Source organism: Polaromonas sp. AET17H-212 (genome assembly GCF_002379085.1).
Lineage (GTDB): Bacteria > Pseudomonadota > Gammaproteobacteria > Burkholderiales > Burkholderiaceae_C > Polaromonas.
On the sequence record NZ_NBZW01000002.1, the window covers coordinates 101,876 to 124,161 of the forward strand.

A 22,286-nucleotide genomic window follows, 5' to 3' on the forward strand; every position below is an offset into this window, starting at 1 on the left:
CTTTCGACGCCCCAAGTCAGACAGGCTCCTAGGGTAAACCCAATCGCACGAGGCGGGTATACCCATCGCCATATCAGGCCGATGCACAAAAAGGTATGAAAGACCAGGCCTTATTCGACAAGATAGACCTCCATCTCATAAGGGTCTTGAACACCGTGCTGACCGAACGCAGCGTTTCGCGCGCCGCCATCCGCCTTGGAATGTACCAACCCGCCGTCAGCGCCGCGCTCAAGCGCCTGCGCGAACTGGCGGGGGATCCGCTGCTGGTGCGTTCGGGCGCCGGCATGGTGCCCACCGACGCCGGCCTGCGCATGATCGATCCCTCGGCGCGCATTCTGCGGGCGGCCGAGGTGCTGTTCAGCGACGCACGCGGGTTCGATGCGGCCACCGCCACCAGCACCTTCAGCCTGGCCTGCAGCGACTACATGGATCCGCTGTTTTTGCCGCAGCTCGTGGCGCAGATCAAGCACCTGGCGCCGCTGTGCCATGTGGACATTCACCCGCTGTCGGGCGAGTCGGACTACCGCACCCGGCTGGCGCAGGGCGAGATCGACATCGTGGTCGGCAACTGGCCGGCGCCGCCCGGCGACCTGCACATGGCGCGCCTGTTCGGCGACGAGGTGGTGTGCCTGGTGGCCAAAGACCACCCGGCGGCACGCCGCGGCTGGGACAGCGCGAGCTGGCTGGCCGCCGAACACGTGGCGCCGACGCCCACCCACCCGGGCGCCAAGGGCGTGATTGATGAGCACCTGGACAAGCTGGGCCTGCAGCGCAACATCACCGTGCGCTGCCCGCATTTCGGCCTGATTCCCGCCATGGTGGCCTCCAGCCTGCTGGTGCTGACCACCGGCCGCCAGTACTGCGAGCGTTATACCGGGGTACTGCCGCTGAAGATCCTGCCTTGCCCGGTAGACTTCCCCCGCATGATGTATTACCAGCTCTGGCATGAGCGCACCCATGCTTCGGCGTCGGCCAAATGGCTGCGCGACCGTGTCAAGACGGTGGCTTCGGCGCTACGAAAAGAATAGCTGCTTGCGCATGATGCACAAGGGCTAGAGCCTTAACACATATAAAAACCAAGAGACAATGTCCGCTTCCACCGTTCCCTCCGACCCGCCGCCCGGCCCGCCGCCCGGCCCGCCTTCCGCTGCCGCGCCGCGCCTGCGGCTCACCGGCATCACCAAGGCCTACCCGGCGGTGGTCGCCAACAGCGATGTCTCGCTGACGGTGTTGCCCGGCGAGATCCATGCCGTGCTCGGCGAAAACGGCGCCGGCAAGTCGACGCTGATGAAAACCATCTACGGCGCGGTCAAGCCCGACGCCGGCAGTGTCGAGGTCGACGGCCGCCCCGTGGTGATCCGCAACCCGCAGGAGGCGCGGGCGCTGGGCATCGCCATGGTGTTCCAGCACTTCAGCCTGTTCGACACGCTGACCGTCGCCGAAAACGTCTGGCTCGGCCTCGGCAAAAGCCTGAGCCTGGCCGAGGTGTCGCGCCGCATCATCGCCACCACGCAGGAATACGGCCTGCAGCTCGAACCCACGCGGCCGGTGCACACGCTGGCGGTCGGCGAGCGCCAGCGCGTGGAAATTGTCCGGTCGCTGCTGACCGAGCCCAAGCTGCTGATTCTTGACGAGCCGACCTCGGTGCTGACGCCGCAGGCGGTGGAAAACCTGTTTGTCACCTTGCGCCAGCTGGCCGCGCGCGGCTGCAGCATTTTGTACATCAGCCACAAGCTGCACGAGATCCGCGCGCTGTGCACGGCCTGCACGGTGCTGCGCGGCGGCAAGGTCACCGGCGTCTGCGATCCGCGCCAGGAGTCCAACGCCTCGCTGAGCCGCCTGATGATTGGCGCCGAGCCGCCGGCGCTGGAGCACCGCGCGCAGCCCGCCGGCGCCGTGGTGCTGGAAGTGCGCGACCTGAGCCTGGAGCGGGAAGACCAGTTTGGCGTGGACCTGCAGCACATTGCGCTGACGGTGCGCGCCGGCGAGGTGGTCGGCATTGCCGGCGTCTCGGGCAACGGCCAGAAGGAGCTTCTGTATGCGCTGTCGGGCGAGGACACACGTGCGGCGGGTGACAGCATCCAGGTGGCGGGGCAGGGCGTGGGCCGGCTTGGCCCGATGCAGCGCCGTGCGCGTGGCCTGCATTTCCTGCCGGAAGAGCGGCTGGGGCGCGGCGCCGTGCCGACGCTGAGCCTGGCGCACAACCTGCTGCTCACGCGAAGTGATGCGGTGGGCCGCGGCGGCTGGCTCAAGCTCGGTGCCCTGCAGGCGCAGGCGGCCGGCATCATTGCACGCTACCAGGTCAAGGCCGGCGGTCCGCAGGCGGCGGCGCAGTCGCTGTCGGGCGGCAACCTGCAGAAATTTCTGGTCGGCCGCGAGATCGAGGCCCAACCCACCCTGCTGATTGTTTCGCAGCCGACCTGGGGTGTGGACGTGGGCGCCTCGGCGCAAATCCGCGGCGAACTGCTCAAGCTGCGCGACAACGGCTGCGCGGTGCTGGTGGTCAGCGAAGAACTCGAAGAACTGTTCGACATCTGCGACCGCCTTTACGTGATGGCCAAGGGGCAGATCTCGCCGGCGCTGCCGCGCGCTGACGCGACGGTGGCACTGGTCGGGCAGTGGATGAGCGGATTGTGGACGGACCATGCCGTGGAGGGCGCCCATGCTCAAGCTTGAAGCCCGGCCGCAGCCCTCGAAGTTCTGGAGCCTCGGCTCGCCGCTGCTGGCGTTGCTGATCACGGTGGTGATCGGTGTGTTGCTGTTTGCGGCGCTGGGCAAGGACCCGGTGCGCGGCCTGCAGATCTTTTTCTGGGAACCGGTCAAGTCGCCTTATGCGCTGAGCGAGCTGATGGTCAAGGCGACGCCGCTGCTGATCATTGCGCTGGGCCTGGCCGTGTGTTTTCGCTCCAACGTCTGGAACATCGGCGCCGAGGGCCAGTTTGTCATCGGCGCGGTGGCGGCCGGCGGCGTGGCGCTGCTGGCCGACAAAACCACCGGCCCCTGGATCGTCCCGGCCATCATCGCGGCCGGTGTGCTGGGTGGCATGGCCTGGGCCGGCCTCACGGCGCTGCTGCGCGACCGCTTCAACGCCAATGAAATCCTGGTCAGCCTGATGCTGGTTTATGTGGCCGACATGGTGCTCAGCTACCTGGTGTTCGGCCCCTGGAAAGACCCGCAGGGCTACAACTTTCCGCAGACCAGGACCTTCGAGGCGGTGACGCAGATTCCGCGCCTGATGAGCGGCTCGCGCGTCAGCATCGGCCTGTTGATCGGTCTGGCCGGCGCGTTGGCCTTGTGGCTGTTCCTGTTTCGCACCCGCGCCGGTTTTTCCCAGCAGGTCGGTGGCCTGGCGCCCGCCGCGGCGCGTTACGCCGGCTTTTCATCGCGCAAGGCCTTGTGGGTGGCGCTGCTGACCTCGGGCGGGGCTGCCGGGCTGGCCGGCGCGCTGGAGGTGGCCGGCCCGATTGGCCAGCTCACGCCCTATGTGCCGGCCGGTTACGGCTTTGCCGCCATCATCGTGGCCTTTGTCGGGCGGCTGCACCCGGCCGGCATGGTGTTTTCGGCGATCCTGATGAGCATGTTCTACATCGGCGGCGAGCTCGCGCAGTCGCGCCTGGGCCTGCCCAAGTCGCTGACCGGGGTGTTCCAGGGCCTGCTGCTGTTCAGCCTGCTGGCCTGCGACACGCTGATCACCTACCGCGTGCGCTGGACGGGCCGCGTCAAACCCGTCATGAAAGGCGCCCGCTGATGGACTCCTACGCTTTGCTGCTGGCGGCCACCCTGAGCGCCGGCACCGTGCTGGCGATTGCTTCGCTGGGCCTGTTGATCAATGAAAAAGCCGGCATCGTCAACCTCGGCGCCGAAGGCATGATGCTGTGCGCCGCGATTGCCGGCTTCGCCGCCGTGGTGCACAGCGGCAACATCTGGCTCGGTTTTGCCGCCGGCATGGCGGCCGGCGCCTTGCTCGCCGCCATCTTTGGCGTGCTGGTGATCTGGCTCAACACCAACCAGTACGCGACCGGGCTCGCGCTGAGCCTGTTTGGTGCGGGCTTCTCGGCCTTTGCCGGCATCAAGTACGTGCAGGAGAAGCTCCCCGAGCAGGGCCAGTACGCCTTGCCCTGGCTCGGTGACCTGCCTTTTGTCGGGCCGGCGCTGTTTCGCCAGCACCCCATGGTCTACCTGGCCATGGCGCTGACGCTAGCGCTGATCTGGTTTTTGTACCGCACCCGCGCCGGCCTGGTGCTGCGTTCGGTCGGTGAAAGCCCGGAGTCGGCGCACGCACTCGGCTACCCGGTGCGGCGCATCCGGCTGGCGGCCGTGGTGGCCGGCGGCGCGCTGTGCGGCCTGGCCGGTGCCTATGTCTCGGTGGTCTACACGCCGCTGTGGGTCGAAGGCATGATTGCCGGCAAGGGCTGGATCGCGCTGGCCCTGACCACCTTTGCCACCTGGCGCCCGGCACGGGTGTTGCTTGGTGCTTACCTGTTCGGTGGCGTGACCATGCTGCAGTTTCACCTGCAGGGGCTGGGCGTGGATGTGCCGCCCCAGTTCCTGACCATGCTGCCCTACCTGGCGACCATCGTGGTGCTGGTGCTGATCTCGCGCAACCCGCGCTGGATCAGGCTGAACATGCCGACTTCGATTGGCAAGCCTTTCTACCCCGGTTCATGATGTTCCCGGCCCATAATCTGGGGTTTGCCACCTCGCCCACCGTTAACCGCAACCGTCGTTACAGGAGATGACATGACTGACCTACAAAAACGCTCACTGCTCAAGCTGGCTGCCCTTTCAGCAGTCGCTTCCGCCGCTCTCATCGGGTGCGGCAAGAAGGAAGAGGTCGCCCCTGCCCCGGCGCCCGCGCCTGTGGCCGCACCGGCCCCGGCCAAGGTGGAGCCTTTGAAGATTGCCTTTGCCTACATCGGACCCGTCGGCGACGGCGGCTGGACCTTTGCGCACGACAACGGCCGCAAGGCGATCGAGAAGGAATTTGGCGACAAGGTGGTCACCAGCTTCGTCGAAAAAGTCCCCGAGTCGGCCGATGCCGAACGCGTGATCCGCGACATGGCCGGCCAGGGCAACAAGCTGATCTTCGGCACGACCTTCGGCTACATGGAACCCATGCTCAAGGTAGCCGCCGACTTCAAGGACGTCAAGTTCGAACACGCCACCGGCTACAAGACCGCGGACAACCTGCGTACCTATGACAGCCGCACCTACGAAGGCGCCTACATGGCCGGCGTGATCGCCGGCAAGATGAGCAAGACCGGCACGCTGGGCGTGGTCGGCTCGGTGCCGATTCCCGAGGTGGTGCGCAACATCAACAGCTTCACGCTGGGCGCGCAGTCGGTCAACCCCAAGGTCAAGACCAAGGTGGTCTGGGTCAACGAGTGGTTCAACCCGCCGAAGGAAACCGAAGCGGCGACCGCACTGATCAACGGCGGCGCCGACATCCTGTTCCAGAACACCGACTCGTCGGCCGTGCTGCAGACTGCCGAGAAAATGAACAAGCGCGCCTTCGGCTGGGATTCGGACATGACCGCCTACGGCCCCAAGGCCCACCTCGGTTCGGCGGTGATCAACTGGGGCCCGTACTACATCAAGGCCACGCGCGACGCGCTTGAAGGCAAGTGGACAACCGGCCAGGCCTGGTGGGGCGTGAAGGAAGGCGCCATCGACATGGTGTCGATTGCCGCTGACGTGCCCGATGACACCAAGAAACGCATCGACGAGATCAAGGCCGGCCTCAAGGATGGCAGCTTCTCGATCTGGAAAGGCCCGATCATGGACAACACCGGCAAGGAACTGGTGGCCAAGGACGCCGTGGCCGACGACAAGTTTCTCGGTGGCCTGAAGTCTTACGTCAAGGGCGTGGAAGGCAAAGTCCCGGGCAACTGACGCCTCGCACCCTCTTCCTCTCCCTCTCCCCAGGGAGAGGGCAGGGGTGAGGGTCCCAGCTGCCTTTGGGCAGCTTTTTTCGTTTCTGGAGCCGACATGAATTCCGTCCGACCTGTTTCCCCCGAACGATTGCCCGAGCTGCTGCGCCTGATGCCCAAGGCCGAGCTGCACATCCACATCGAAGGTTCGCTCGAGCCCGAGCTGATTTTTGCGCTGGCCCGGCGCAATGGCATCCAGCTGCCGTACGCCAGCGTGGATGAACTGCGCCGTGCCTATGCGTTCACCAACCTGCAGAGCTTCCTGGACATCTATTACGCCGGCGCCAGCGTGCTGATCACCGAGCAGGATTTCTACGACATGACGCGGGCTTACCTGGAGCGGGCCGCGCAGGACAACGTGATCCACGCCGAAATCTTTTTCGACCCGCAGACCCACACGGCGCGCGGGATCAGCATGGAAACCGTGATCAAGGGCCTGCACCGTGCCTGCGCCGATGGACAGGCCGAGCTCGGCATCAGCGCCGCGCTGATCCTGTGTTTCCTGCGCCACCTCAGCGAAGAAGAAGCTTTCGAGACGCTGGAGCAGGCGCTGCCCTGGCGCGACCTGATCATCGGCGTGGGGCTGGACTCCGGCGAGGTCGGCAACCCGCCCGAGAAGTTTGCGCGTGTGTTTGCGCGCTGCCGCGAACTCGGCCTGCACCTGGTGGCGCATGCGGGCGAGGAGGGCCCGCCGGCCTACATCTGGACGGCCCTGGACCTGCTCAAGGTCGAACGCATCGACCATGGCGTGCAGTCGGCCAAAGACCCGTCGTTGATGCAGCGCCTGGCCAAAGACCGCATCGCCCTGACGGTGTGCCCGCTGTCCAACCTCAAGCTGTGTGTGTTCCCGGACCTGGCCAGCCACAACCTGCGCCAGTTGCTCGATGCCGGGCTGGCCGCGACCGTCAACTCCGACGATCCGGCCTATTTCGGCGGCTACATGAACGAGAACTTCACGCAGACCTTTGCGGCCACCGGCATGGAGGCGCAGCATGCCTGGATGCTGGCGCGCAACAGTTTCGAAGCCAGCTTCGCCGACGCAGCGGCCAAACGCGGCCACCTGGAGCGGCTGGCCGCCTGTTTCGAGAGTTTTCGCTAGGAGCTTGTCGGGCTTGGCAACTCAGGACTTGGCGTCCCGGTTGACCCAGAGGCTGGCCGGTGCGCTGGAGGCGGCCGGGTTTTCCGGCAGACCCACCACGGTCCTGACCGCCCGCATCAGCGCGTCGGCCTCGAAAGGTTTGGTGACATAACCGTCGGCGCCGCCGGCCAGGCCCTTGATCACGGACTCGCGTGTGGCCTTGCCGGTCAGCATGATGACCGGGACGTTTTTCAGGGCCGGGTGCTGGCGCACCCGAAGCAGGATGTCAAAACCGTCGGCATCGGGCAGCATCACGTCGAGAAGAATCAGGTCGGGAATCGGGGGCTTGCGGAATTCGGCCACCACTTCCGCGCGGTTGCCTGCCAGCCGGACCTGGAAGCCTTCGAAGGAGAGATAGGTCTGGATGAACTTGGCGAGCATGGGCTCGTCGTCCACCACGATGGCTGACAGCATCTCTCCGGGCGCCAGCTTGCGGGCTGGTCCGCGGCCGCGCGCGATGCTGACGTAATAGCCGGCCTTCTTGAGGGAAGCGGCGCCCGAGTCGGCCTCGGCCTCGGCATTGGACAGGGCGAACTGGTTGAGCTGGATGTTGAACTGTTCGGTAAAGGGATCGGCCTCTGCCTGCGCCAGCAGCCCGCGGTTCAGCAGGCTCTGGAAGGTGTCCGAGAACGTCTCGGCGGTGACGGCGGGCATGCCTGCCTTGATTTGGGCGAAGCTCAGGATGCCGTCGATGCGGATCAGCAGTTCAATTTCAGCGGGCGGCAGTGTGGTCGCACCGCTGCGCAGTTCCTGCTGGCCCTTGGAGGTGAGTTGGTAAACGTCGCTGTCCCGCATAGTCGCTGGCTTTCTTGGTTGTCGCTCCGGCTGCCCGGCGAAAAGGCTCTGTTTTCCGGTTGATTATCGTCGTTTCGGGGCGGGTGGGCGCCGTTGGTGTGCTACCGTGTGTGCAGGACGGTTCGCCGCATTGCGGCAGGATCCCTTCCATCGCCTGAGCAGCACCCATGAAACGCCTGATCACCGTCCTTGCCCTGATGAGCCTGAGTGCCGGCGCTGCCGCGCAATGGACGCCGGTCATGGTCGATCCGGTGGTGGTCACCTACATCGACCGCACCACCCTGCGCGGCAAGGGCGGCATGGTCAGGATGTGGTGGCTGATGGATTACCAGCTGGTGCAGATCACCGACGAGAGGGGCTATTTCTCGCGCCTGCACCACAGCGAATTCGACTGCAAGGGCCAGCGCATGCGCCTGCTCTCGGTGGCGCTGCTGTCCGAGCCCATGGGCCATGGCCAGGCAGTGTTCAAGGACCCGTTGCCGCGCAAATGGGAAACCGTGCAGGACGGCTCTTTCCACGGTGCGTTGTGGGACATAGCCTGCGTGGCTTACTAGCCCCGCAGATATAGAGCCCCCACGCTCCCCCACTGCGTGTGGGTCGCTGCCCCCCGAGGGGGCGCTGCGCCTGCGGACTGGCAGAGCCAGATCCGCGGCCCCTGCTGGTAGGGGAGGGGAGCGCTCCTCGTGGCTGTGGCGGCTGACCCGCTAAAATAGCAATTCACCCGCGTGCTGTCCCGGCGCGCTGGTGTTTTTGTTTTTCCGGGGCCATGTAGAGGATCACCATGTACAAAAACCTCGCTGCCGCGCTCGCGGCCGCCTGTTTTATTTCACCCGCTTTTCCCCAAGCTGCGGCGCCGGCGAAGGAGCCCCTGAAGATCGGCTTCGTTTATGTAGCGCCGCTGACCGATGCCGGCTGGGTGCGCCAGCATGACGACGCCCGCAAGGCCGTTGAGGCGGCGCTCGGCGACCGGGTCAAAACCAACTATGTTGAAAACGTCCCCGAAGGCGCCGATGCCGAGCGCGTGATCCGCGACCTGGCCAGCCAGGGCCACCGGCTCATCTTCACGCCCAGCTTTGGCTACATGGAGCCGACGCTGAAGGTGGCCAAGGACTTTCCGGACGTGAAATTCGAGTCCGTCACCGGCTACAAGACCGCGCCGAACGTGGCGGTGGCCAATGCCCGTTATTACGAAGGCCGCTACCTGGCCGGGGTTGCCGCGGGCCGGCTGGCCAGCAGCGCCGGTTACGTCGCGGGTTTTGCCATTCCCGAGGTGATCCAGGGCATCAACGCCTTCACGCTGGGCATGCGTTCGGTCAACCCGCAGGCGAGCGTCAAGGTGGTCTGGCTGGGTGCCTGGTTTGACCCGCCGCGCGAACGCGAAGCGGCGATGACGCTGTTCAACCAGGGCGTGGACGTGATCGCTTTTCATACCGGCTCCACCGCCGTGATGGCTGCGGCGCAGGAGCGCGGCAAGCTCGCCATTGCCTACCATTCGGACATGCGCAAGGTGGCGCCCGATGCGCAACTGCTGGCGGTGACGCACCAGTGGGGCGACTACTACACCCGCCGTGCCCGTGCCGTGCTGGACGGCAGCTGGAAAAGCGGTGCGGTGTGGGGCGGTGTGAAGGACGGCATGATCCGCGTCGACGGCTTTGGCCCCAAAGTGCCGAAAAAAGTGGTTGACGAAGTGCTGGCGCGGCAGAAGGACATCGCTGCCGGCAAGCTGCATCCCTTCCGGGCGCGCACCGCGCTGCTGGACAACGAGGGCCGCGAGGTGCTGGCCGCCGGCAAGACGTTCACGGACGAGCAGATCCTGGGCATGAACTTCCTGGTGCAGGGCGTCCAGGGCAAGCTGGCGAAAACGCCATGAGTTACCAGGTCAAGGAGATTTTCTACACGCTGCAGGGCGAGGGCGCCAACGCGGGCCGCCCTGCGGTGTTTTGCCGTTTCGCCGGCTGCAACCTGTGGTCGGGTCGTGAACAGGACCGGGCTGCAGCGGTCTGCCGGTTTTGCGATACCGACTTTGTAGGCACCGACGGAACGCTGGGCGGAAAGTTTGCAGATGCGGATGCACTTGCCCGGCAGATCGAAGCGCTGTGGCCGACCGGTGCCGGGCACCGCATGGTGGTGCTGACCGGCGGCGAGCCGCTGCTGCAGCTCGATGCGGCGCTGATCGCAGCCCTGCATGCACGCGGCTTCATGCTTGCCGTCGAGACCAATGGGACCATTGCCGCCCCCGCCGGCATCGACTGGCTGTGCGTGAGCCCCAAGGCCGGCGCGCCCTGGGTCCAGCGCGAGGGGCAGGAGCTCAAGCTGGTGTGGCCGCAGGCCGGCTTTGACCTGGCGGAGCTGGAAGCCGCCAACTTCACGCAGCGTTATTTGCAACCCATGGACAACCCCCAACGCAGCGACAACACCCAGGCCTGCATTGCCCTGTGCATGCAGCGCCCCGCCTGGCGGCTGAGCCTGCAGACCCACAAGATCACGGGTATCCGATGAACTACACCATCAGTCAGAAGTTTTTCTTCGATGCGGCGCACACGCTCAAGCGCGAGATCGAAGCCGACAGCAGCCGGCGCGTGCATGGCCACACCTACAACGCCGAAGTCTTCCTGAGCGGCCCGTCCGATCCGCAGTCCGGGATGGTGATGGATCTGGGCAGGGTGCGGAGCGAACTCGAGCAACTGCGGCAGATGCTGGACCATCGCCTGCTCGACGATGTGGCGGGCCTCGGTCCGGCCACGCTGGAAAACCTGTGTCGTTTCATCGCCGGCCAGCTGCAGCCGCGCCTGCCGGCCTTGAGCTCGGTGCGTGTGTGGCGCGAGTCGGTGGGTGACGGCTGCATGCTGAGCCTATAGTCCTTATCGGATACGGCTTATAGGCCGGGCGGGCCGCTGAAGTATTCTTGCAGCCATGAAAGCCTATCGCGCCTCCATTTTCTACTTTGCCGGGCCGGCGCAAGCCGTGCTGGAGACCGATGGTTTGCTGGTGGTCGGCCCCGACGCCGGTGGCCGGCAGGTGGTGCAGGCTGTGGGCAGCTACAGCGCACTGGCGCCACGCTTTTCCGGTCTGGACATCACCCACCTGCCGGGCCGCATCATCGCGCCCGGTTTTGTGGACATGCACATTCACTACCCGCAGCTCGACGTGATCGGGTCACCCGCCGAAGGCCTGTTGCCGTGGCTGGAGAACTACACCTTTCCGCATGAAAAGCGTTTCTCCGCTCCCGCCTACAGTGCCGAGGCGGCTACATTTTTTATAGCAGAGTTGCTGCGCCACGGGGTCACGACGGCGCTGGCCTTTGCCACCTCGCACCCGGAATCGGTGGATGCACTGCTCGGCGAGGCGCAGCGGCAAAGCCTGCGCATGATGGCCGGCAAGGTGTTGATGGACCAGAACGCGCCTGACGGCGTGCGTGATGAAACCGAACAAAGCCTGCTCGACACCGAGGCGCTGATCACGCGCTGGCACGGCGTGGACCGGATCGGTTACGCGATCACGCCGCGTTTTGTGCCCAGTTGCAGCGAAGCGCAGCTGCGCGGCGCCGGCGAGCTGGCCGCCCGATACGCCGATGTCTGGATCCAGTCGCATGTGGCCGAGAACAAGGACGAGATCGCCTGGGTGCGCGAGCTCTACCCGCAGGCGCGCAGCTACCTCAGCGTGTACGAACAATTCGGCCTGCTGCGTCCGCGCGCCGTGTACGCGCACTGCATCCACATTGATGACGAGGACCGCGCGTTGCTGCGGGCCACCGGCACGGCCGCGGCCGTCAGTCCGACCAGCAACCTGTTTCTCGGCAGCGGCTTTTTTGACTATGCCGCCGCCGACCGCGCGGGTTTCCTGTACGGGTTGGCCAGCGACGTGGGCGGCGGCACCAGCTTCAGCCCCTTTCACACCATGCTCGCCGCGTATTACGTGGGCCGGGAAGGGCAGACCAAGCCCGGTGTGTCGCTCAAGCCGCAGCAGTTGTGGTGGCAACACACCGCAGGCGCGGCGCGGGCGCTGGGTCTGGAAGGCGTGGTCGGCAACCTGCTGCCCGGCTGCGAGGCCGATTTCCTGGTGCTCAACCCCCAAGCCACGCCCCTGCTGGCGCGCAAGACCGCACAGGCGGGCAGCCTGGACGAGCTGCTGTTTGCGCTGATCGTGCTGGGCGACGACCGGGTGATAGAGCGTACGGTGATTTCGCAGGCTGCCAGCGCCGGCTAGCCGAATCGTGGAGGATGTAAGGTCTAATTGGCCGTCAGCCCTTTAACTACGGGCGGAGGCAGCTATCAAATAGATAGTTAATCCGGTGGCGGTCTGGCCCCGCCGCAGCGTGCCTACAATTGGCGGCAAAGCAAGGAACCTTCCGAATGAGCATCAAAAGCGACAAATGGATACGCCGCATGGCCGAGACCACCGGCATGATCGAACCCTTCGAGCCGGGCCAGATCCGCGAAAGCGAAGGCCGGAAGATCATCAGCTACGGCACCAGCAGCTATGGCTACGACATCCGCTGCGCGCCCGAGTTCAAGGTCTTCACCAACATCCACAGCACGGTGGTCGATCCGAAAAACTTCGACGAAAAGAGTTTTGTCGACTTCCACGGCGACAGCTGCATCATCCCGCCCAACAGCTTCGCGCTGGCCCGCACGCTGGAGTATTTCCGCATCCCGCGCAACGTGCTGACCATCTGCCTGGGAAAAAGCACTTACGCACGCTGCGGCATCATCGTCAATGTCACGCCCTTCGAACCCGAGTGGGAAGGGTATGTGACGCTGGAGTTCTCCAACACCACGCCGCTGCCGGCGAGGATTTACGCTGGCGAAGGCTGCGCGCAGGTGTTGTTCTTCGAGAGCGATCCCGACGACGTCTGCGAAGTCAGCTACAAGGACCGCGGTGGCAAATACCAGGGGCAGGTCGGGGTCACGCTGCCTAAAGCGTAAACACATTGGAACGTTAATGGTCCTTGCTGCTCACCTCTTTCTGGCAATTCTCCTATTCGTCGGGATCAATTGGGTGGGCGGTCACGCAAGGTCATTGGGATATATAAGCCTCAGTTTGTTTGTGCGTCGTGACGACGCACCAGCATTCAACACACTTTTCCGTGTTTTAAGTCCAGTTGTATTCATCACGATCGTGGCTGCAATCTTGTACTACGTGAGGCAGGACCGATTTGTTGCAGATATCTGGTTCGTGGTGATTTATTACATAGCGATGCGAATTGGCTTCAACGTGATTTTTGGGAGGGCACTACTTCTCAATTGGGCCAAGGAAGTTATACATGGAGCGGTTTGTGTCGGTTTAAGCTGGCTTGCCTATGATCATTTCATTCGTTTTAAAAAAACTCTGCTACCAGATTTTGCAACTGCGACAAATGAACTCTGGGTTTTCATTGCTGTTTTTTTGTACCTGATTTTTAATCAAATCGATACGGGAACTTCAGGTGCCAAGCGGAGGAAGCATCGATATTTGTCTAGCCAAGTCAAGAGCTTTATCAGCCTGTACGGACACATCCTTACCGCTGAGTTGCCGGACAAGCTCAGTCAGTCTGTCGCAATGTCCATTCTGATTTATGAATCGTTCAATCGACCGCCAATAGTGCAACGACTGGAGAAGCTGGTGTTTCCGAGATTTAGCAAGAGTTTGGGACCGATGCAAGTGAAGACATCTAGTCGTATGTCAGATGACGAAAGTGTCAGAGCCGGATTCCAGAAAGTCGCTAAAAGTTATGCTCGATGGAAAACTAAGTGGGATCAGCGCGTCGTAGAGGAGCATGAGAGCTTATGGACCATGCATTATTCGGTCGTCCGGAGCGTGGCGGCGGACTACAACAAGGACGATTCATACGTTAAAGATGTTCGAGAACTTCATGGCTTGCTTCTGGAGAATTTTTATCCCGAGCTTGAAGCTAACCCGACATAAGCAAAGCCGAGGCGCGCCAACTATATTTTGACGGCGCGGCCTTACTACATCATCCCGCTACCTGCGGGCATCTATGCTGGTTAAGGCTGTGCGCGGATATGCATTTTGAAGCTACGAAGATGAAGGATGGGAGGGCCGCTACAAGGACCGCGACAGCAAGTACGGGGGTCAAGTGGGCGTCACGTTGCTGAATACGCTAACGTGCCAGTCAACCAGCGGTAGCTGAGACGAAGAGTTCGGGCCAGAAAAAAGCTGACTTTTGTCAGCTTTTTTTGATAGCGCGAAAACCGCGGCGCGGCCCTTTGGCGCTAAGGGTCCTTACTTGACCAGCAGCACCGGAATTTCCGAATCGGTGACCACGCGCTGGGCCACGCTGCCCATGACGGCGCGACCGAGAATGCCGTGGCCGTGGGTGCCCATGACAATCATGTGGGCCTTCTCGCGTTTGGCGGCGCGTACCACTTCAGTCGCTGGTGAGCCGGCGACCCACATCGTGCGGTATTGCAGCTTGTGCCGCTTGAGAAAACGCTCGATGGGGTCCAGCACTTTCTTGGCCTCGTCCTCGTGGTAAGCGTTGACGGTGCTCGTGCCTACCATGCTCTTGACGCGCGGAGGAACGGGCGGCTGGACGTGGAGCACCACCACTTCATCCTCGGGGCCGGCCAGGCTCTCGTGTGTGACGAGAAAAGCCAGGGCCTTTTTGGTGTATTTGCTGCCATCAGCGGCGAACAGGACTTTCATTATTTCTCCTTGTGCTGGATAAACCGATTTTACAAAACCAGTTTAGCGCAACACCAGCACGGGAACGCTGCTGTGTGTCAGCACATGCTGGGTTTCGCTGCCCAGCAGCACGCGTTTGATGCCCTTGCGGCCATGCGAAGCCATGACGATGAGGTCGCATTTGTGTTTTTTTGCGGCCGAGATGACGGACTCGGCCACCAGGTCGGAACGCGCGATGACGGCCTTGGCCTTCAGTCCTTCTGCCTGCGCCTGGGACTGTACGGCATCCACCACGGCCTGGCCCTTGTCGGCCCATTGCTTCTCGGTACGGGCCACGTCCTGCGCAGAAATCGTGATGCCGCCTTCGAAATAGCTGACCGGGTACCGCGGCACCACATACAGCGCGACCAGTTCGGCACCCACGACGCCGGCCAGATCAATGGCGCTGCGCACGGCTTTTTTCGAGAGTGTGGAACCATCGGTGGCGACGAGGATGCGTTTGTACATGGCGGGTTCTCCTGGGGTTGATGCGAGGCTTGCAGCTTAGGCCGGCGATTGTCCGGCGTGCTTGATCCATGTCAAGCGGGTGCTACCGGCGGGCGGTAGGCTTGCCCCATGCACACTGCCACCCTCGATACCGGCGCCGCGCGACAGGCCTTGCGCTGGTCCGCTCTGGATGAGCGCGCCGAATGGGAGGGCTTCAGCCGGCCGCTGGCTGGCCGCGCGGACCTGTGGGAGTCCTACCTCGCGATCGAGGGCATGCATTGCGCAGCCTGCTCGCTCACGGTAGAGGAGGTGCTGCAAAAGCTTCCCGGCGTGGACAGCGTGCAGGTCAATGGCGCCAGCGCGGTGGCCCGCGTGACCTGGTCGCCCGGCCAGGGCCGGCCCTCGGCCTGGCTGGCCGCGCTGCAGCGGGCCGGTTACGGTGCGCTGCCCGCCGGCGACATGCTGGCTGCGGCGCCGCGTATCCAGGCCCAGCGCATGATGCTCTGGCGCTGGCTGGTGGCGGGCTTTTGCATGATGCAGGTCATGATGTACGCCTTTCCAGCCTACATCGCCGAGCCGGGCGACATCTCGCTGGAGGCCCAGGGCCTGTTGCGCTGGGCGTCCTGGGTGCTGACGCTGCCGGTCGTGCTGTTTTCCTGCTGGCCGTTTTTTTCTTCAGCACTGCGTGATCTGCGCAACCGGCGTGTCGGCATGGACGTGCCGGTGGCACTGGGCATCCTGATTGCATTCGGTGCCAGCTCGGCCGCCACCTTTGACCCGGCGTCGCGCTGGGGCGCAGAGGTCTGGTACGACTCGCTCACCATGTTTGTGTTCTTCCTGCTCTCCGGGCGCCTGCTGGAGCAGCGCCTGCGTGACCGCACCGCCGGCTCGCTCGAGGCGCTGATGCGCAGCCTGCCCGATGGCGTGGAGCGGCAGGGGGCGGACGGCAGCTTCGAGCGTGTGGCCGTGCGCCGCCTTGTGCCGGGTGACCTGATCCGCCTGCTGCCCGGTGACGTGATTCCGGCCGACGGCACGGTGACGGCCGGCGAGAGCCAGGTCGATGAAGCCCTGCTCACCGGCGAGTCCACGCCGCTGCAACGCCGCGTCGGCAGCGCGGTCATTGCCGGCAGCCATAACCTGAGCGGCATGTTGCTGGTGCGGGTGGAGCGTGCAGGCAGCGAGACCCGTTATGCCGGCATGGTGGCGCTGATGGAACAGGCTTCGGTGCAGAAGCCGCGCCTGGCGCGAATCGCCGACCGCATCGCCGGCCCTTTTGTGCTGCTGGTGTTGCTGGCCAGTGCGGCCGCGGCGCTCTGGTGGTGGCCGACCGACCCGGTGCATGCGATCAGCGTGGCCGTGGCGGTGCTGATCGTGACCTGTCCCTGCGCGCTTTCGCTGGCCACGCCGGCCGCGACACTGGCCGCTGCCGGCGCCTTGGCGCGGCGCGGTGTGCTGGTGCGCCGGCTGGAGGCGCTGGAGAGTTGCGCCATGGTGGATACGGTGGTGTTCGACAAGACCGGCACGCTGACCGAGGACCGCATGGCGGTGACCGTCGGCCGGACCCGCGAGGGCAGCACTGCCGCGCAGGCTTTGTTGCTGGCGGCTGCGTTGGCGCAGCATTCCATGCATGCCCTGTCGCGTGCCATTGTTCAGGCGGCGGGCACCGTGACGGGGTCTGCCGTGGATGTCACCGAAGTTGCCGGCCAGGGTGTGCAGGGCAGTGTCGCCGTCGGCACGGGCGGGAAGCCGCGCGTCATGCGCCTCGGGTCGGCCGCGTTTTGCGGGGCGTCGCCCGATGTCCAGGCCGCGGGCGGCCCGCAGGTGCATTTGTCGGATGAACAGGGCTGGTTCGCCAGTTTTCAGATGGACGAGGCCCTGCGGCCTGACGCCAGGCCGGCGGTGGGCGCGCTGCACGCCCTGGGCCTGCAGGTGCAACTGCTTTCCGGTGACCTGCTGGCCGCCGTCACGCGCCTGGCTGCGCGTGCAGGCATCGACAAGGCGTATGGACAGCGCACGCCCGAAGGCAAGCTGGCCCATGTGCGCGCGTTGCAGCAGCAGGGCCGGCGTGTTGCCATGGTGGGCGACGGCATGAACGACGGGCCGGTGCTGGCCTGTGCCGATGTGTCGGTCGCCATGGGCCAGGCCGTACCGCTCGCGCAGGCCAAATCCGACTTCATCGTGCTGGGCGGGCAGTTGGCTGCGGTGTCAGCATTGCTGCAGCATGCGCGCCGTACCCGCACCATCGTGCGCCAGAACCTGCTGTGGGCGGCCCTGTACAACGCCGTGTGTGTGCCCCTGGCCATCCTCGGCTTCATGCCGCCCTGGCTGGCCGGACTGGGCATGGCCGCCAGTTCGCTGCTGGTGGTACTCAATTCAGCCCGGCTGGCCCGCCTGCCGGGATAACAGGACGACTTCATGGACATTCTTTTTCTGCTGATTCCCCTGTCGGTCGGACTGGCGCTGCTGATTATTGTTGCGCTCGCCTGGGCCGTCTGGCGCGGCCAGTTTGACTCCGTGGATGCCGAAGGTGAGCGCATTCTTCGATCGGATTGACTTGCATCAAGCGCCCAGGTCATGCCAAAAGAGACACTACTTACATATCGACAATAGGTGACTCATGAACGAACCACAAGCTCGCGCCGCGCATTACCACGACACGGTGGTGCGGCAGTTTTCCCTGATGGCCGTGGTCTGGGGCGTCGTCGGCATGCTGGTCGGCGTCATCATCGCCTCCCAACTTGCCTGGCCCGAACTCAACTTCGGCATCCCCTGGCTCAGCTATGGCCGGCTGCGGCCGCTGCATACCAATGCGGTGATTTTTGCGTTCGGCGGCTGCGGCCTGTTCGCCACCAGCTATTACGTGGTGCAGCGTACCTGCAGTGTGCCGCTGTTCGCCCCCAAACTGGCCGCGTTCACTTTCTGGGGCTGGCAGGTTGTGATCGTGGCGGCAGCAATCAGCCTGCCTTTGGGTTACACATCGGGCAAGGAGTATGCCGAACTGGAGTGGCCCATCGACATCCTGATCACGCTGGTGTGGGTGTCCTACGCGATCGTCTTCTTCGGCACCGTTGGGATCCGCAAGGTGCGCCACATCTACGTGGCCAACTGGTTTTTTGGTGCCTTCATCCTGGCCATTGCCTTGTTGCATGTGGTCAACAGCGCCGAGGTGCCTTATAGCTGGATGAAATCCTACTCCGCCTATGCCGGAGTGCAGGATGCAATGATTCAGTGGTGGTACGGCCACAACGCAGTGGGCTTCTTCCTGACCACCGGCTTCCTGGGCATGATGTACTACTTCATTCCCAAGCAGGCCGAGCGGCCGGTTTACAGCTACCGCCTGTCCATCGTCCACTTCTGGGCGCTGATTTTCACCTACATGTGGGCCGGCCCGCACCATCTGCACTACACGGCGTTGCCGGACTGGACCCAGTCGGTTGGCATGGTGTTCTCGCTGATCCTGCTGGCGCCCAGCTGGGGCGGCATGATCAACGGCATCATGACCCTGTCGGGTGCCTGGCACAAGCTGCGCGACGACCCGATCCTGCGCTTCATGATCGTGTCGCTGTCCTTCTACGGCATGAGCACCTTCGAAGGGCCCATGATGTCCATCAAAACCGTCAATGCCCTGAGCCATTACACGGACTGGACCATCGGCCACGTGCACTCCGGCGCTCTGGGCTGGGTCGGGCTGATCACGATGGGTTCCTTGTACTACCTGATTCCGCGCATGTTCGGCCAGAAGCAAATGTATTCGGTCAGGGCGATCGAGGTGCACTTCTGGACCGCCACCATTGGCATCGTGTTTTATATCGCCGCGATGTGGATCGCCGGTGTGATGCAGGGTCTGATGTGGCGCGCCCTCAATGCCGACGGCACGCTGACCTACACCTTCGTCGAATCGGTCAAGGCGACCTATCCCTTCTACGTCGTTCGGGTGTTCGGCGGCCTGCTGTATCTGTTCGGCATGGTGGTGATGGCCTGGAATACCTGGATGACCGTGGCCAATGGCCGCTCCGCCACCGTGGCCGTGCCAGCGCCGCAAGCCGCCTGAGGAAACACACATGAGCGATAGCAAAAACACCACGCCCGGCTTCTCGCACGAGAAGGTTGAAACCAACAACTTCCTGATGATCGTGCTGATCGTGCTGGTTGTCGCCATCGGCGGCCTGGTCGAGATCGTGCCGCTGTTCTTCCAGAAGTCCACCACCGAGCCTGTCACGGGTGTCAAACCCTACAACACGCTGCAACTGGCCGGACGCGATATCTACATCCGCGAGGGTTGCTACAACTGCCACTCGCAGATGATCCGGCCGTTCCGCGCCGAGACGCTGCGTTATGGCCACTATTCGGTGGCTGGCGAATTCGTCTACGACCACCCCTTCCAGTGGGGCAGCAAACGAACCGGGCCGGACCTGCACCGCGTGGGTGGCAAGTACAGCGACGAATGGCACCGTATTCACCTGAACAACCCGCGCGATCTGGTTCCCGAATCCAACATGCCCGCCTATCCATGGCTGGAGAAGAACCTGGTTGATGCCGCCGACATGGCGCCGCGCATGCGGGCACTGCGGGTGGTGGGCGTGCCCTACACCGACGCCGAGATCGCCAAGTCTGCCCAGGACGTCAAGGGTAAAACCGAAATGGACGCCCTGGTCGCCTATCTGCAAGGCATGGGCCTGGCCCTGACCAACAACTTCGCCGGCAAGACCGTTGCGGGCAGCGCGGCCAGCGCGGCGCCCGGCGCGTTGCCTCCGCCGGCTGCACCTGCAGCACCCGCTGCCAACTGACAGGAGCCATGCCAATGGACATCACCACCCTGCGTATCCTGGCCACGCTGGCCAGCTTCGCCACCTTTCTGGGCATTGCCTGGTGGGCCTACGCCCGCCACAACCGTGACCGCTTCGATGAAGCTGCGCGCATCCCGTTTGAGCAGGATTGATCATGAGCGATTTCACCGGTAATTTCTGGTCGGTCTATGTGGCCGTCCTCACCCTGGTAAGCATCTTTGCCTGCCTGCTGTTGCTCTGGATCACGGCGCGCAAGAAGATCACCTCCAGTGTCGACAACACCACAGGGCATGTCTGGGACGAGGACCTGCGTGAAATGAACAACCCCATGCCGCGCTGGTGGATGTGGCTGTTTGTGCTGACCATCATTTTTGCCCTGGGTTATCTGGTGGCCTATCCCGGCCTGGGCAGCTACAAGGGTGAACTGGGCTGGACCACCCACGGCGAATATACCGACGAGGTCGAAAAGGCCAACAAGGAGCTGGCGCCGCTGTACGCGCAGTTCACCGCGAGACCGGCCGAGGTGCTGGCTGGCGATCCGGCGGCCATGGCTGTCGGCGAGCGTCTGTTCATGAACAACTGCGCCCAGTGCCACGGTTCGGACGCACGCGGCAGCAAGGGTTTCCCCAATCTGGCCGACGGCGACTGGCTGCACGGCGGTGCGCCTGCCAAGCTTGTCGAGACCATCACTCAAGGCCGGCAGGGCAACATGCCGCCCATGGCCGCGGCCGTGGGTACACCCGACGACGTGAAAAACGTGGCCCATTACGTGCTCAGCCTGTCCGGCAGTCCGCACGACTCGCTGCGTTCCCAACTCGGCAAGGCCAAGTTCACGGCTTGTGCAGCCTGTCATGGCATGGACGGCAAGGGCAACCAGGCCCTGGGTGCGCCCAACCTCACAGATGACATCTGGCTGCACGGCTGGGGCGAACAGGCGATCGTCAGCATGGTCAACAACGGCAAGGTCAATGTCATGCCAGGCCAGGCGGGCAAGCTGACCGAAGCGCAGATCCATGTGTTGTCAGCCTACGTCTGGGGCCTGTCCAACAAGACCGCGACGCTCGCCGCCGCCCGCCCCTGATAACTGAAAGAGTTCATCCCGTGCAGGAATCCCCGGTCCGCAAGATCATCCCCATTGTTCCCGAGGAAGAGGTCTCGCTGTACGAGGCGCAGAAAAAGCTGTATCCGCGCTCGGTGACCGGGCTGTTTGCCCGCTGGCGCTGGTTTTTCGTGTTCCTGACTCAGCTGGTGTTTTATGGCCTGCCCTGGCTGGAATGGGGCCAGCGGCAGGCCGTGTTGTTCGACCTGGGGGCCCGTCGCTTCTACCTGTTCGGCGTCGTGCTGTATCCGCAGGACTTCATTTACCTGACGGGTCTGCTGGTGATCAGCGCGCTGTCTCTGTTCCTGTTCACGGCGGTGGCGGGCCGGCTGTGGTGCGGGTTCACCTGCCCACAGACCGTCTACACGGAGATCTTCCTGTGGATCGAGCGCAAGGTCGAGGGTGACCGCAGCGCGCGCATGCGGCTGGATGCGCAGCCGGCTTCGGCGCGCAAACTGTTGAAAAAGGGGACCAAGCACTTCCTGTGGATTGCCCTGTCGCTGTGGACCGGCTTCACCTTCGTCGGCTACTTCACGCCGATCCAGACCTTGTGGGCCGAGGCGTTCACGCTGTCGTTCGGCCCCTGGGAATGGTTCTGGGTGAACTTCTACGCCATTGCCACTTACGGCAACGCCGGTTTCCTGCGCGAGCAGGTCTGCAAATACATGTGCCCCTACGCGCGCTTCCAGAGCGCCATGTTTGACCGCGACACGCTGATCGTCAGTTATGACGCGGCTCGCGGCGAGCCGCGTGGCGCCCGCTCGCGCAAGGCCGATTTGTCCACGCTGGCGCTGGGGTCCTGTGTGGATTGCACCCTGTGCGTGCAGGTCTGCCCCACCGGCATCGACATCCGCGAGGGACTGCAGTACGAATGCATCGGCTGCGCCGCCTGCGTCGACGTGTGCGACACCGTGATGGACAAGATGAATTACCCGCGCGGCCTGATCCGCTTCAGCACCCAGAACGCCATGGCTGGCCAGTGGAGCAAGGCCCAGCTGTGGCGCAGGGTGCGGCGTCCGCGCGTGCTGGTCTACAGTGCGATCCTGGTGGCGCTTTGCGTCGGCCTCTTGTGGAGTCTGCTTGAACGTACGCCGCTGAAAGTGGATGTGGTGAGGGACCGCGCAGCGTTGTCGCGCATCGTGGCCGGCGGCAAGCTGGAGAATGTGTATCGGCTGCAGATCATGAATGCCACCGAGCAGCCGCAGCGGTACCGCATCACGGCGTCCGGCCTGGAAGGCCTGGCGCTGGCTTCGGAGTCCGAAGTGGATATCGGCCCCGCCGAATCGCGCTGGGTGCCGGTGCGCTTGCAGATCGGCTACGGGTCGGCTGCGCCCGGATCGCACGCGATCGAGTTCAATGTCGGTGACGTTGCAGGCGAGAGCCATGTGAGCGAGAAGTCGATTTTCCTTGTCCCCCGATGATGGAGA

General features: G+C 63.9%; 23 protein-coding genes. 20 read left to right on the plus strand and 3 right to left on the minus strand.

The annotated features are described in order from the left end of the window. The first annotated feature begins 95 nt into the window (after window positions 1-95). From B7G53_RS02630 to B7G53_RS02655, 6 genes are all read left to right on the plus strand, one after another. Window positions 96-1,028: a LysR family transcriptional regulator gene (locus B7G53_RS02630; RefSeq protein ID WP_096663113.1), complete on the plus strand. Its 933-nt coding sequence runs from the start codon at window positions 96-98 to the stop codon at window positions 1,026-1,028. A 58-nt stretch (window positions 1,029-1,086) separates the two neighbouring features. After that, window positions 1,087-2,676, plus strand: coding sequence for an ABC transporter ATP-binding protein (locus tag B7G53_RS02635; protein ID WP_096663117.1), 1,590 nt, complete (start codon window positions 1,087-1,089; stop codon window positions 2,674-2,676). Next, the gene (locus tag B7G53_RS02640; protein WP_096663120.1) at window positions 2,663-3,748 is read left to right on the plus strand and encodes an ABC transporter permease; all 1,086 of its coding nucleotides are present in this window, start codon (window positions 2,663-2,665) and stop codon (window positions 3,746-3,748) included. The genes B7G53_RS02635 and B7G53_RS02640 overlap by 14 nt, the downstream gene beginning before the upstream one ends. Continuing rightward, on the plus strand, window positions 3,748-4,668 hold the full coding sequence (locus B7G53_RS02645) for an ABC transporter permease (protein WP_096663123.1): 921 nt from the start codon (window positions 3,748-3,750) through the stop codon (window positions 4,666-4,668). Before B7G53_RS02640 ends, B7G53_RS02645 begins: the two co-directional genes overlap by 1 nt. A gap of 72 nt (window positions 4,669-4,740) precedes the next feature. Then, complete coding sequence (locus B7G53_RS02650; RefSeq protein WP_096663126.1) at window positions 4,741-5,892, plus strand: BMP family ABC transporter substrate-binding protein; 1,152 nt, start codon at window positions 4,741-4,743, stop codon at window positions 5,890-5,892. 96 nt (window positions 5,893-5,988) lie between these two features. After that, window positions 5,989-7,029 carry an adenosine deaminase gene (locus tag B7G53_RS02655; protein ID WP_096663129.1) on the plus strand — a complete coding sequence of 347 codons (1,041 nt, stop codon included), beginning with the start codon at window positions 5,989-5,991 and terminating at the stop codon, window positions 7,027-7,029. A 21-nt stretch (window positions 7,030-7,050) separates the two neighbouring features. On the opposite strand, the gene B7G53_RS02660 is transcribed toward B7G53_RS02655, so the two are convergent. Next, on the minus strand, window positions 7,051-7,863 hold the full coding sequence (locus B7G53_RS02660; RefSeq protein ID WP_096663132.1) for a response regulator transcription factor: 813 nt from the start codon (window positions 7,861-7,863) through the stop codon (window positions 7,051-7,053). Window positions 7,864-8,030: 167 nt separating this feature from the next. On the opposite strand from B7G53_RS02660, the gene B7G53_RS02665 reads away from it, so the two are divergent. The 7 genes from B7G53_RS02665 to B7G53_RS02695 all read left to right on the plus strand — a co-directional run bounded on the left by B7G53_RS02665 (window position 8,031) and on the right by B7G53_RS02695 (window position 13,767). Further along, entirely contained in the window at window positions 8,031-8,417 is a 387-nt protein-coding gene (locus tag B7G53_RS02665) for a surface-adhesin E family protein (protein ID WP_096663135.1), read from the plus strand. Window positions 8,418-8,644: 227 nt separating this feature from the next. Further along, the gene (locus B7G53_RS02670) at window positions 8,645-9,733 is read left to right on the plus strand and encodes a BMP family ABC transporter substrate-binding protein (RefSeq protein WP_096663138.1); all 1,089 of its coding nucleotides are present in this window, start codon (window positions 8,645-8,647) and stop codon (window positions 9,731-9,733) included. Next, window positions 9,730-10,362 carry a 7-carboxy-7-deazaguanine synthase gene (gene queE / locus B7G53_RS02675; RefSeq protein WP_096663141.1) on the plus strand — a complete coding sequence of 211 codons (633 nt, stop codon included), beginning with the start codon at window positions 9,730-9,732 and terminating at the stop codon, window positions 10,360-10,362. Before B7G53_RS02670 ends, queE begins: the two co-directional genes overlap by 4 nt. Continuing rightward, window positions 10,359-10,721, plus strand: a complete 363-nt coding sequence (locus tag B7G53_RS02680; protein ID WP_096663144.1) for a 6-pyruvoyl trahydropterin synthase family protein — start codon at window positions 10,359-10,361, stop codon at window positions 10,719-10,721. Before queE ends, B7G53_RS02680 begins: the two co-directional genes overlap by 4 nt. Window positions 10,722-10,776: 55 nt before the next feature. After that, the gene (gene guaD / locus B7G53_RS02685; RefSeq protein ID WP_096663147.1) at window positions 10,777-12,069 is read left to right on the plus strand and encodes a guanine deaminase; all 1,293 of its coding nucleotides are present in this window, start codon (window positions 10,777-10,779) and stop codon (window positions 12,067-12,069) included. A gap of 146 nt (window positions 12,070-12,215) precedes the next feature. After that, window positions 12,216-12,788, plus strand: coding sequence for a dCTP deaminase (gene dcd, locus B7G53_RS02690; RefSeq protein WP_096663150.1), 573 nt, complete (start codon window positions 12,216-12,218; stop codon window positions 12,786-12,788). A gap of 16 nt (window positions 12,789-12,804) precedes the next feature. Further along, window positions 12,805-13,767 (plus strand): hypothetical protein, encoded by a 963-nt coding sequence (locus B7G53_RS02695; RefSeq protein WP_096663153.1) that lies wholly within the window; start codon window positions 12,805-12,807, stop codon window positions 13,765-13,767. A 318-nt stretch (window positions 13,768-14,085) separates the two neighbouring features. Here the strand turns inward: B7G53_RS02695 and B7G53_RS02700 are convergent, their stop codons facing one another. Both B7G53_RS02700 and B7G53_RS02705 read right to left on the minus strand, forming a co-directional pair. Continuing rightward, a complete protein-coding gene (locus B7G53_RS02700; RefSeq protein WP_096663156.1) occupies window positions 14,086-14,508 on the minus strand; it encodes a universal stress protein in 423 nt (140 codons plus the stop codon). A gap of 42 nt (window positions 14,509-14,550) precedes the next feature. Next, entirely contained in the window at window positions 14,551-14,994 is a 444-nt protein-coding gene (locus tag B7G53_RS02705) for a universal stress protein (RefSeq protein WP_096663159.1), read from the minus strand. A gap of 108 nt (window positions 14,995-15,102) precedes the next feature. Here B7G53_RS02705 and B7G53_RS02710 point away from each other — a divergent pair, with 108 nt between their 5' ends. The 7 genes from B7G53_RS02710 to ccoG all read left to right on the plus strand — a co-directional run bounded on the left by B7G53_RS02710 (window position 15,103) and on the right by ccoG (window position 22,280). Then, a complete protein-coding gene (locus B7G53_RS02710; RefSeq protein WP_096663162.1) occupies window positions 15,103-17,376 on the plus strand; it encodes a heavy metal translocating P-type ATPase in 2,274 nt (757 codons plus the stop codon). A gap of 12 nt (window positions 17,377-17,388) precedes the next feature. After that, entirely contained in the window at window positions 17,389-17,526 is a 138-nt protein-coding gene (ccoS, locus tag B7G53_RS02715; RefSeq protein ID WP_096663165.1) for a cbb3-type cytochrome oxidase assembly protein CcoS, read from the plus strand. A 64-nt stretch (window positions 17,527-17,590) separates the two neighbouring features. Then, a complete protein-coding gene (ccoN, locus tag B7G53_RS02720; RefSeq protein WP_096663168.1) occupies window positions 17,591-19,024 on the plus strand; it encodes a cytochrome-c oxidase, cbb3-type subunit I in 1,434 nt (477 codons plus the stop codon). 10 nt (window positions 19,025-19,034) lie between these two features. Then, the gene (gene ccoO / locus B7G53_RS02725; protein ID WP_096663171.1) at window positions 19,035-19,760 is read left to right on the plus strand and encodes a cytochrome-c oxidase, cbb3-type subunit II; all 726 of its coding nucleotides are present in this window, start codon (window positions 19,035-19,037) and stop codon (window positions 19,758-19,760) included. A gap of 14 nt (window positions 19,761-19,774) precedes the next feature. After that, window positions 19,775-19,912, plus strand: coding sequence for a cbb3-type cytochrome oxidase subunit 3 (locus tag B7G53_RS02730; protein ID WP_096663174.1), 138 nt, complete (start codon window positions 19,775-19,777; stop codon window positions 19,910-19,912). A gap of 2 nt (window positions 19,913-19,914) precedes the next feature. Continuing rightward, a complete protein-coding gene (gene ccoP, locus B7G53_RS02735) occupies window positions 19,915-20,841 on the plus strand; it encodes a cytochrome-c oxidase, cbb3-type subunit III (RefSeq protein WP_096663177.1) in 927 nt (308 codons plus the stop codon). Between the two features lie 20 nt (window positions 20,842-20,861). Continuing rightward, window positions 20,862-22,280, plus strand: coding sequence for a cytochrome c oxidase accessory protein CcoG (ccoG, locus tag B7G53_RS02740; RefSeq protein WP_096663180.1), 1,419 nt, complete (start codon window positions 20,862-20,864; stop codon window positions 22,278-22,280). Window positions 22,281-22,286 lie beyond the last annotated feature (6 nt).

What these genes read in the sequence shown, in the direction of transcription:
- B7G53_RS02635 (WP_096663117.1), top strand. Translation starts at nt 1,087, where the DNA reads ATGTCCGCTTCCACCGTTCCCTCCGACCCGCCGCCCGGCCCGCCGCCC.
- ccoO (WP_096663171.1), top strand. Translation starts at nt 19,035, where the DNA reads ATGAGCGATAGCAAAAACACCACGCCCGGCTTCTCGCACGAGAAGGTT.
- B7G53_RS02630 (WP_096663113.1), top strand. Translation starts at nt 96, where the DNA reads ATGAAAGACCAGGCCTTATTCGACAAGATAGACCTCCATCTCATAAGG.
- B7G53_RS02730 (WP_096663174.1), top strand. Translation starts at nt 19,775, where the DNA reads ATGGACATCACCACCCTGCGTATCCTGGCCACGCTGGCCAGCTTCGCC.
- B7G53_RS02645 (WP_096663123.1), top strand. Translation starts at nt 3,748, where the DNA reads ATGGACTCCTACGCTTTGCTGCTGGCGGCCACCCTGAGCGCCGGCACC.
- B7G53_RS02640 (WP_096663120.1), top strand. Translation starts at nt 2,663, where the DNA reads ATGCTCAAGCTTGAAGCCCGGCCGCAGCCCTCGAAGTTCTGGAGCCTC.
- B7G53_RS02700 (WP_096663156.1), bottom strand. Translation starts at nt 14,508, where the DNA reads ATGAAAGTCCTGTTCGCCGCTGATGGCAGCAAATACACCAAAAAGGCC.
- B7G53_RS02670 (WP_096663138.1), top strand. Translation starts at nt 8,645, where the DNA reads ATGTACAAAAACCTCGCTGCCGCGCTCGCGGCCGCCTGTTTTATTTCA.
- dcd (WP_096663150.1), top strand. Translation starts at nt 12,216, where the DNA reads ATGAGCATCAAAAGCGACAAATGGATACGCCGCATGGCCGAGACCACC.
- B7G53_RS02710 (WP_096663162.1), top strand. Translation starts at nt 15,103, where the DNA reads ATGCACACTGCCACCCTCGATACCGGCGCCGCGCGACAGGCCTTGCGC.
- B7G53_RS02695 (WP_096663153.1), top strand. Translation starts at nt 12,805, where the DNA reads ATGGTCCTTGCTGCTCACCTCTTTCTGGCAATTCTCCTATTCGTCGGG.
- ccoN (WP_096663168.1), top strand. Translation starts at nt 17,591, where the DNA reads ATGAACGAACCACAAGCTCGCGCCGCGCATTACCACGACACGGTGGTG.
- B7G53_RS02705 (WP_096663159.1), bottom strand. Translation starts at nt 14,994, where the DNA reads ATGTACAAACGCATCCTCGTCGCCACCGATGGTTCCACACTCTCGAAA.
- ccoS (WP_096663165.1), top strand. Translation starts at nt 17,389, where the DNA reads ATGGACATTCTTTTTCTGCTGATTCCCCTGTCGGTCGGACTGGCGCTG.
- B7G53_RS02680 (WP_096663144.1), top strand. Translation starts at nt 10,359, where the DNA reads ATGAACTACACCATCAGTCAGAAGTTTTTCTTCGATGCGGCGCACACG.
- B7G53_RS02665 (WP_096663135.1), top strand. Translation starts at nt 8,031, where the DNA reads ATGAAACGCCTGATCACCGTCCTTGCCCTGATGAGCCTGAGTGCCGGC.
- B7G53_RS02655 (WP_096663129.1), top strand. Translation starts at nt 5,989, where the DNA reads ATGAATTCCGTCCGACCTGTTTCCCCCGAACGATTGCCCGAGCTGCTG.
- B7G53_RS02650 (WP_096663126.1), top strand. Translation starts at nt 4,741, where the DNA reads ATGACTGACCTACAAAAACGCTCACTGCTCAAGCTGGCTGCCCTTTCA.
- B7G53_RS02660 (WP_096663132.1), bottom strand. Translation starts at nt 7,863, where the DNA reads ATGCGGGACAGCGACGTTTACCAACTCACCTCCAAGGGCCAGCAGGAA.
- queE (WP_096663141.1), top strand. Translation starts at nt 9,730, where the DNA reads ATGAGTTACCAGGTCAAGGAGATTTTCTACACGCTGCAGGGCGAGGGC.
- ccoP (WP_096663177.1), top strand. Translation starts at nt 19,915, where the DNA reads ATGAGCGATTTCACCGGTAATTTCTGGTCGGTCTATGTGGCCGTCCTC.
- guaD (WP_096663147.1), top strand. Translation starts at nt 10,777, where the DNA reads ATGAAAGCCTATCGCGCCTCCATTTTCTACTTTGCCGGGCCGGCGCAA.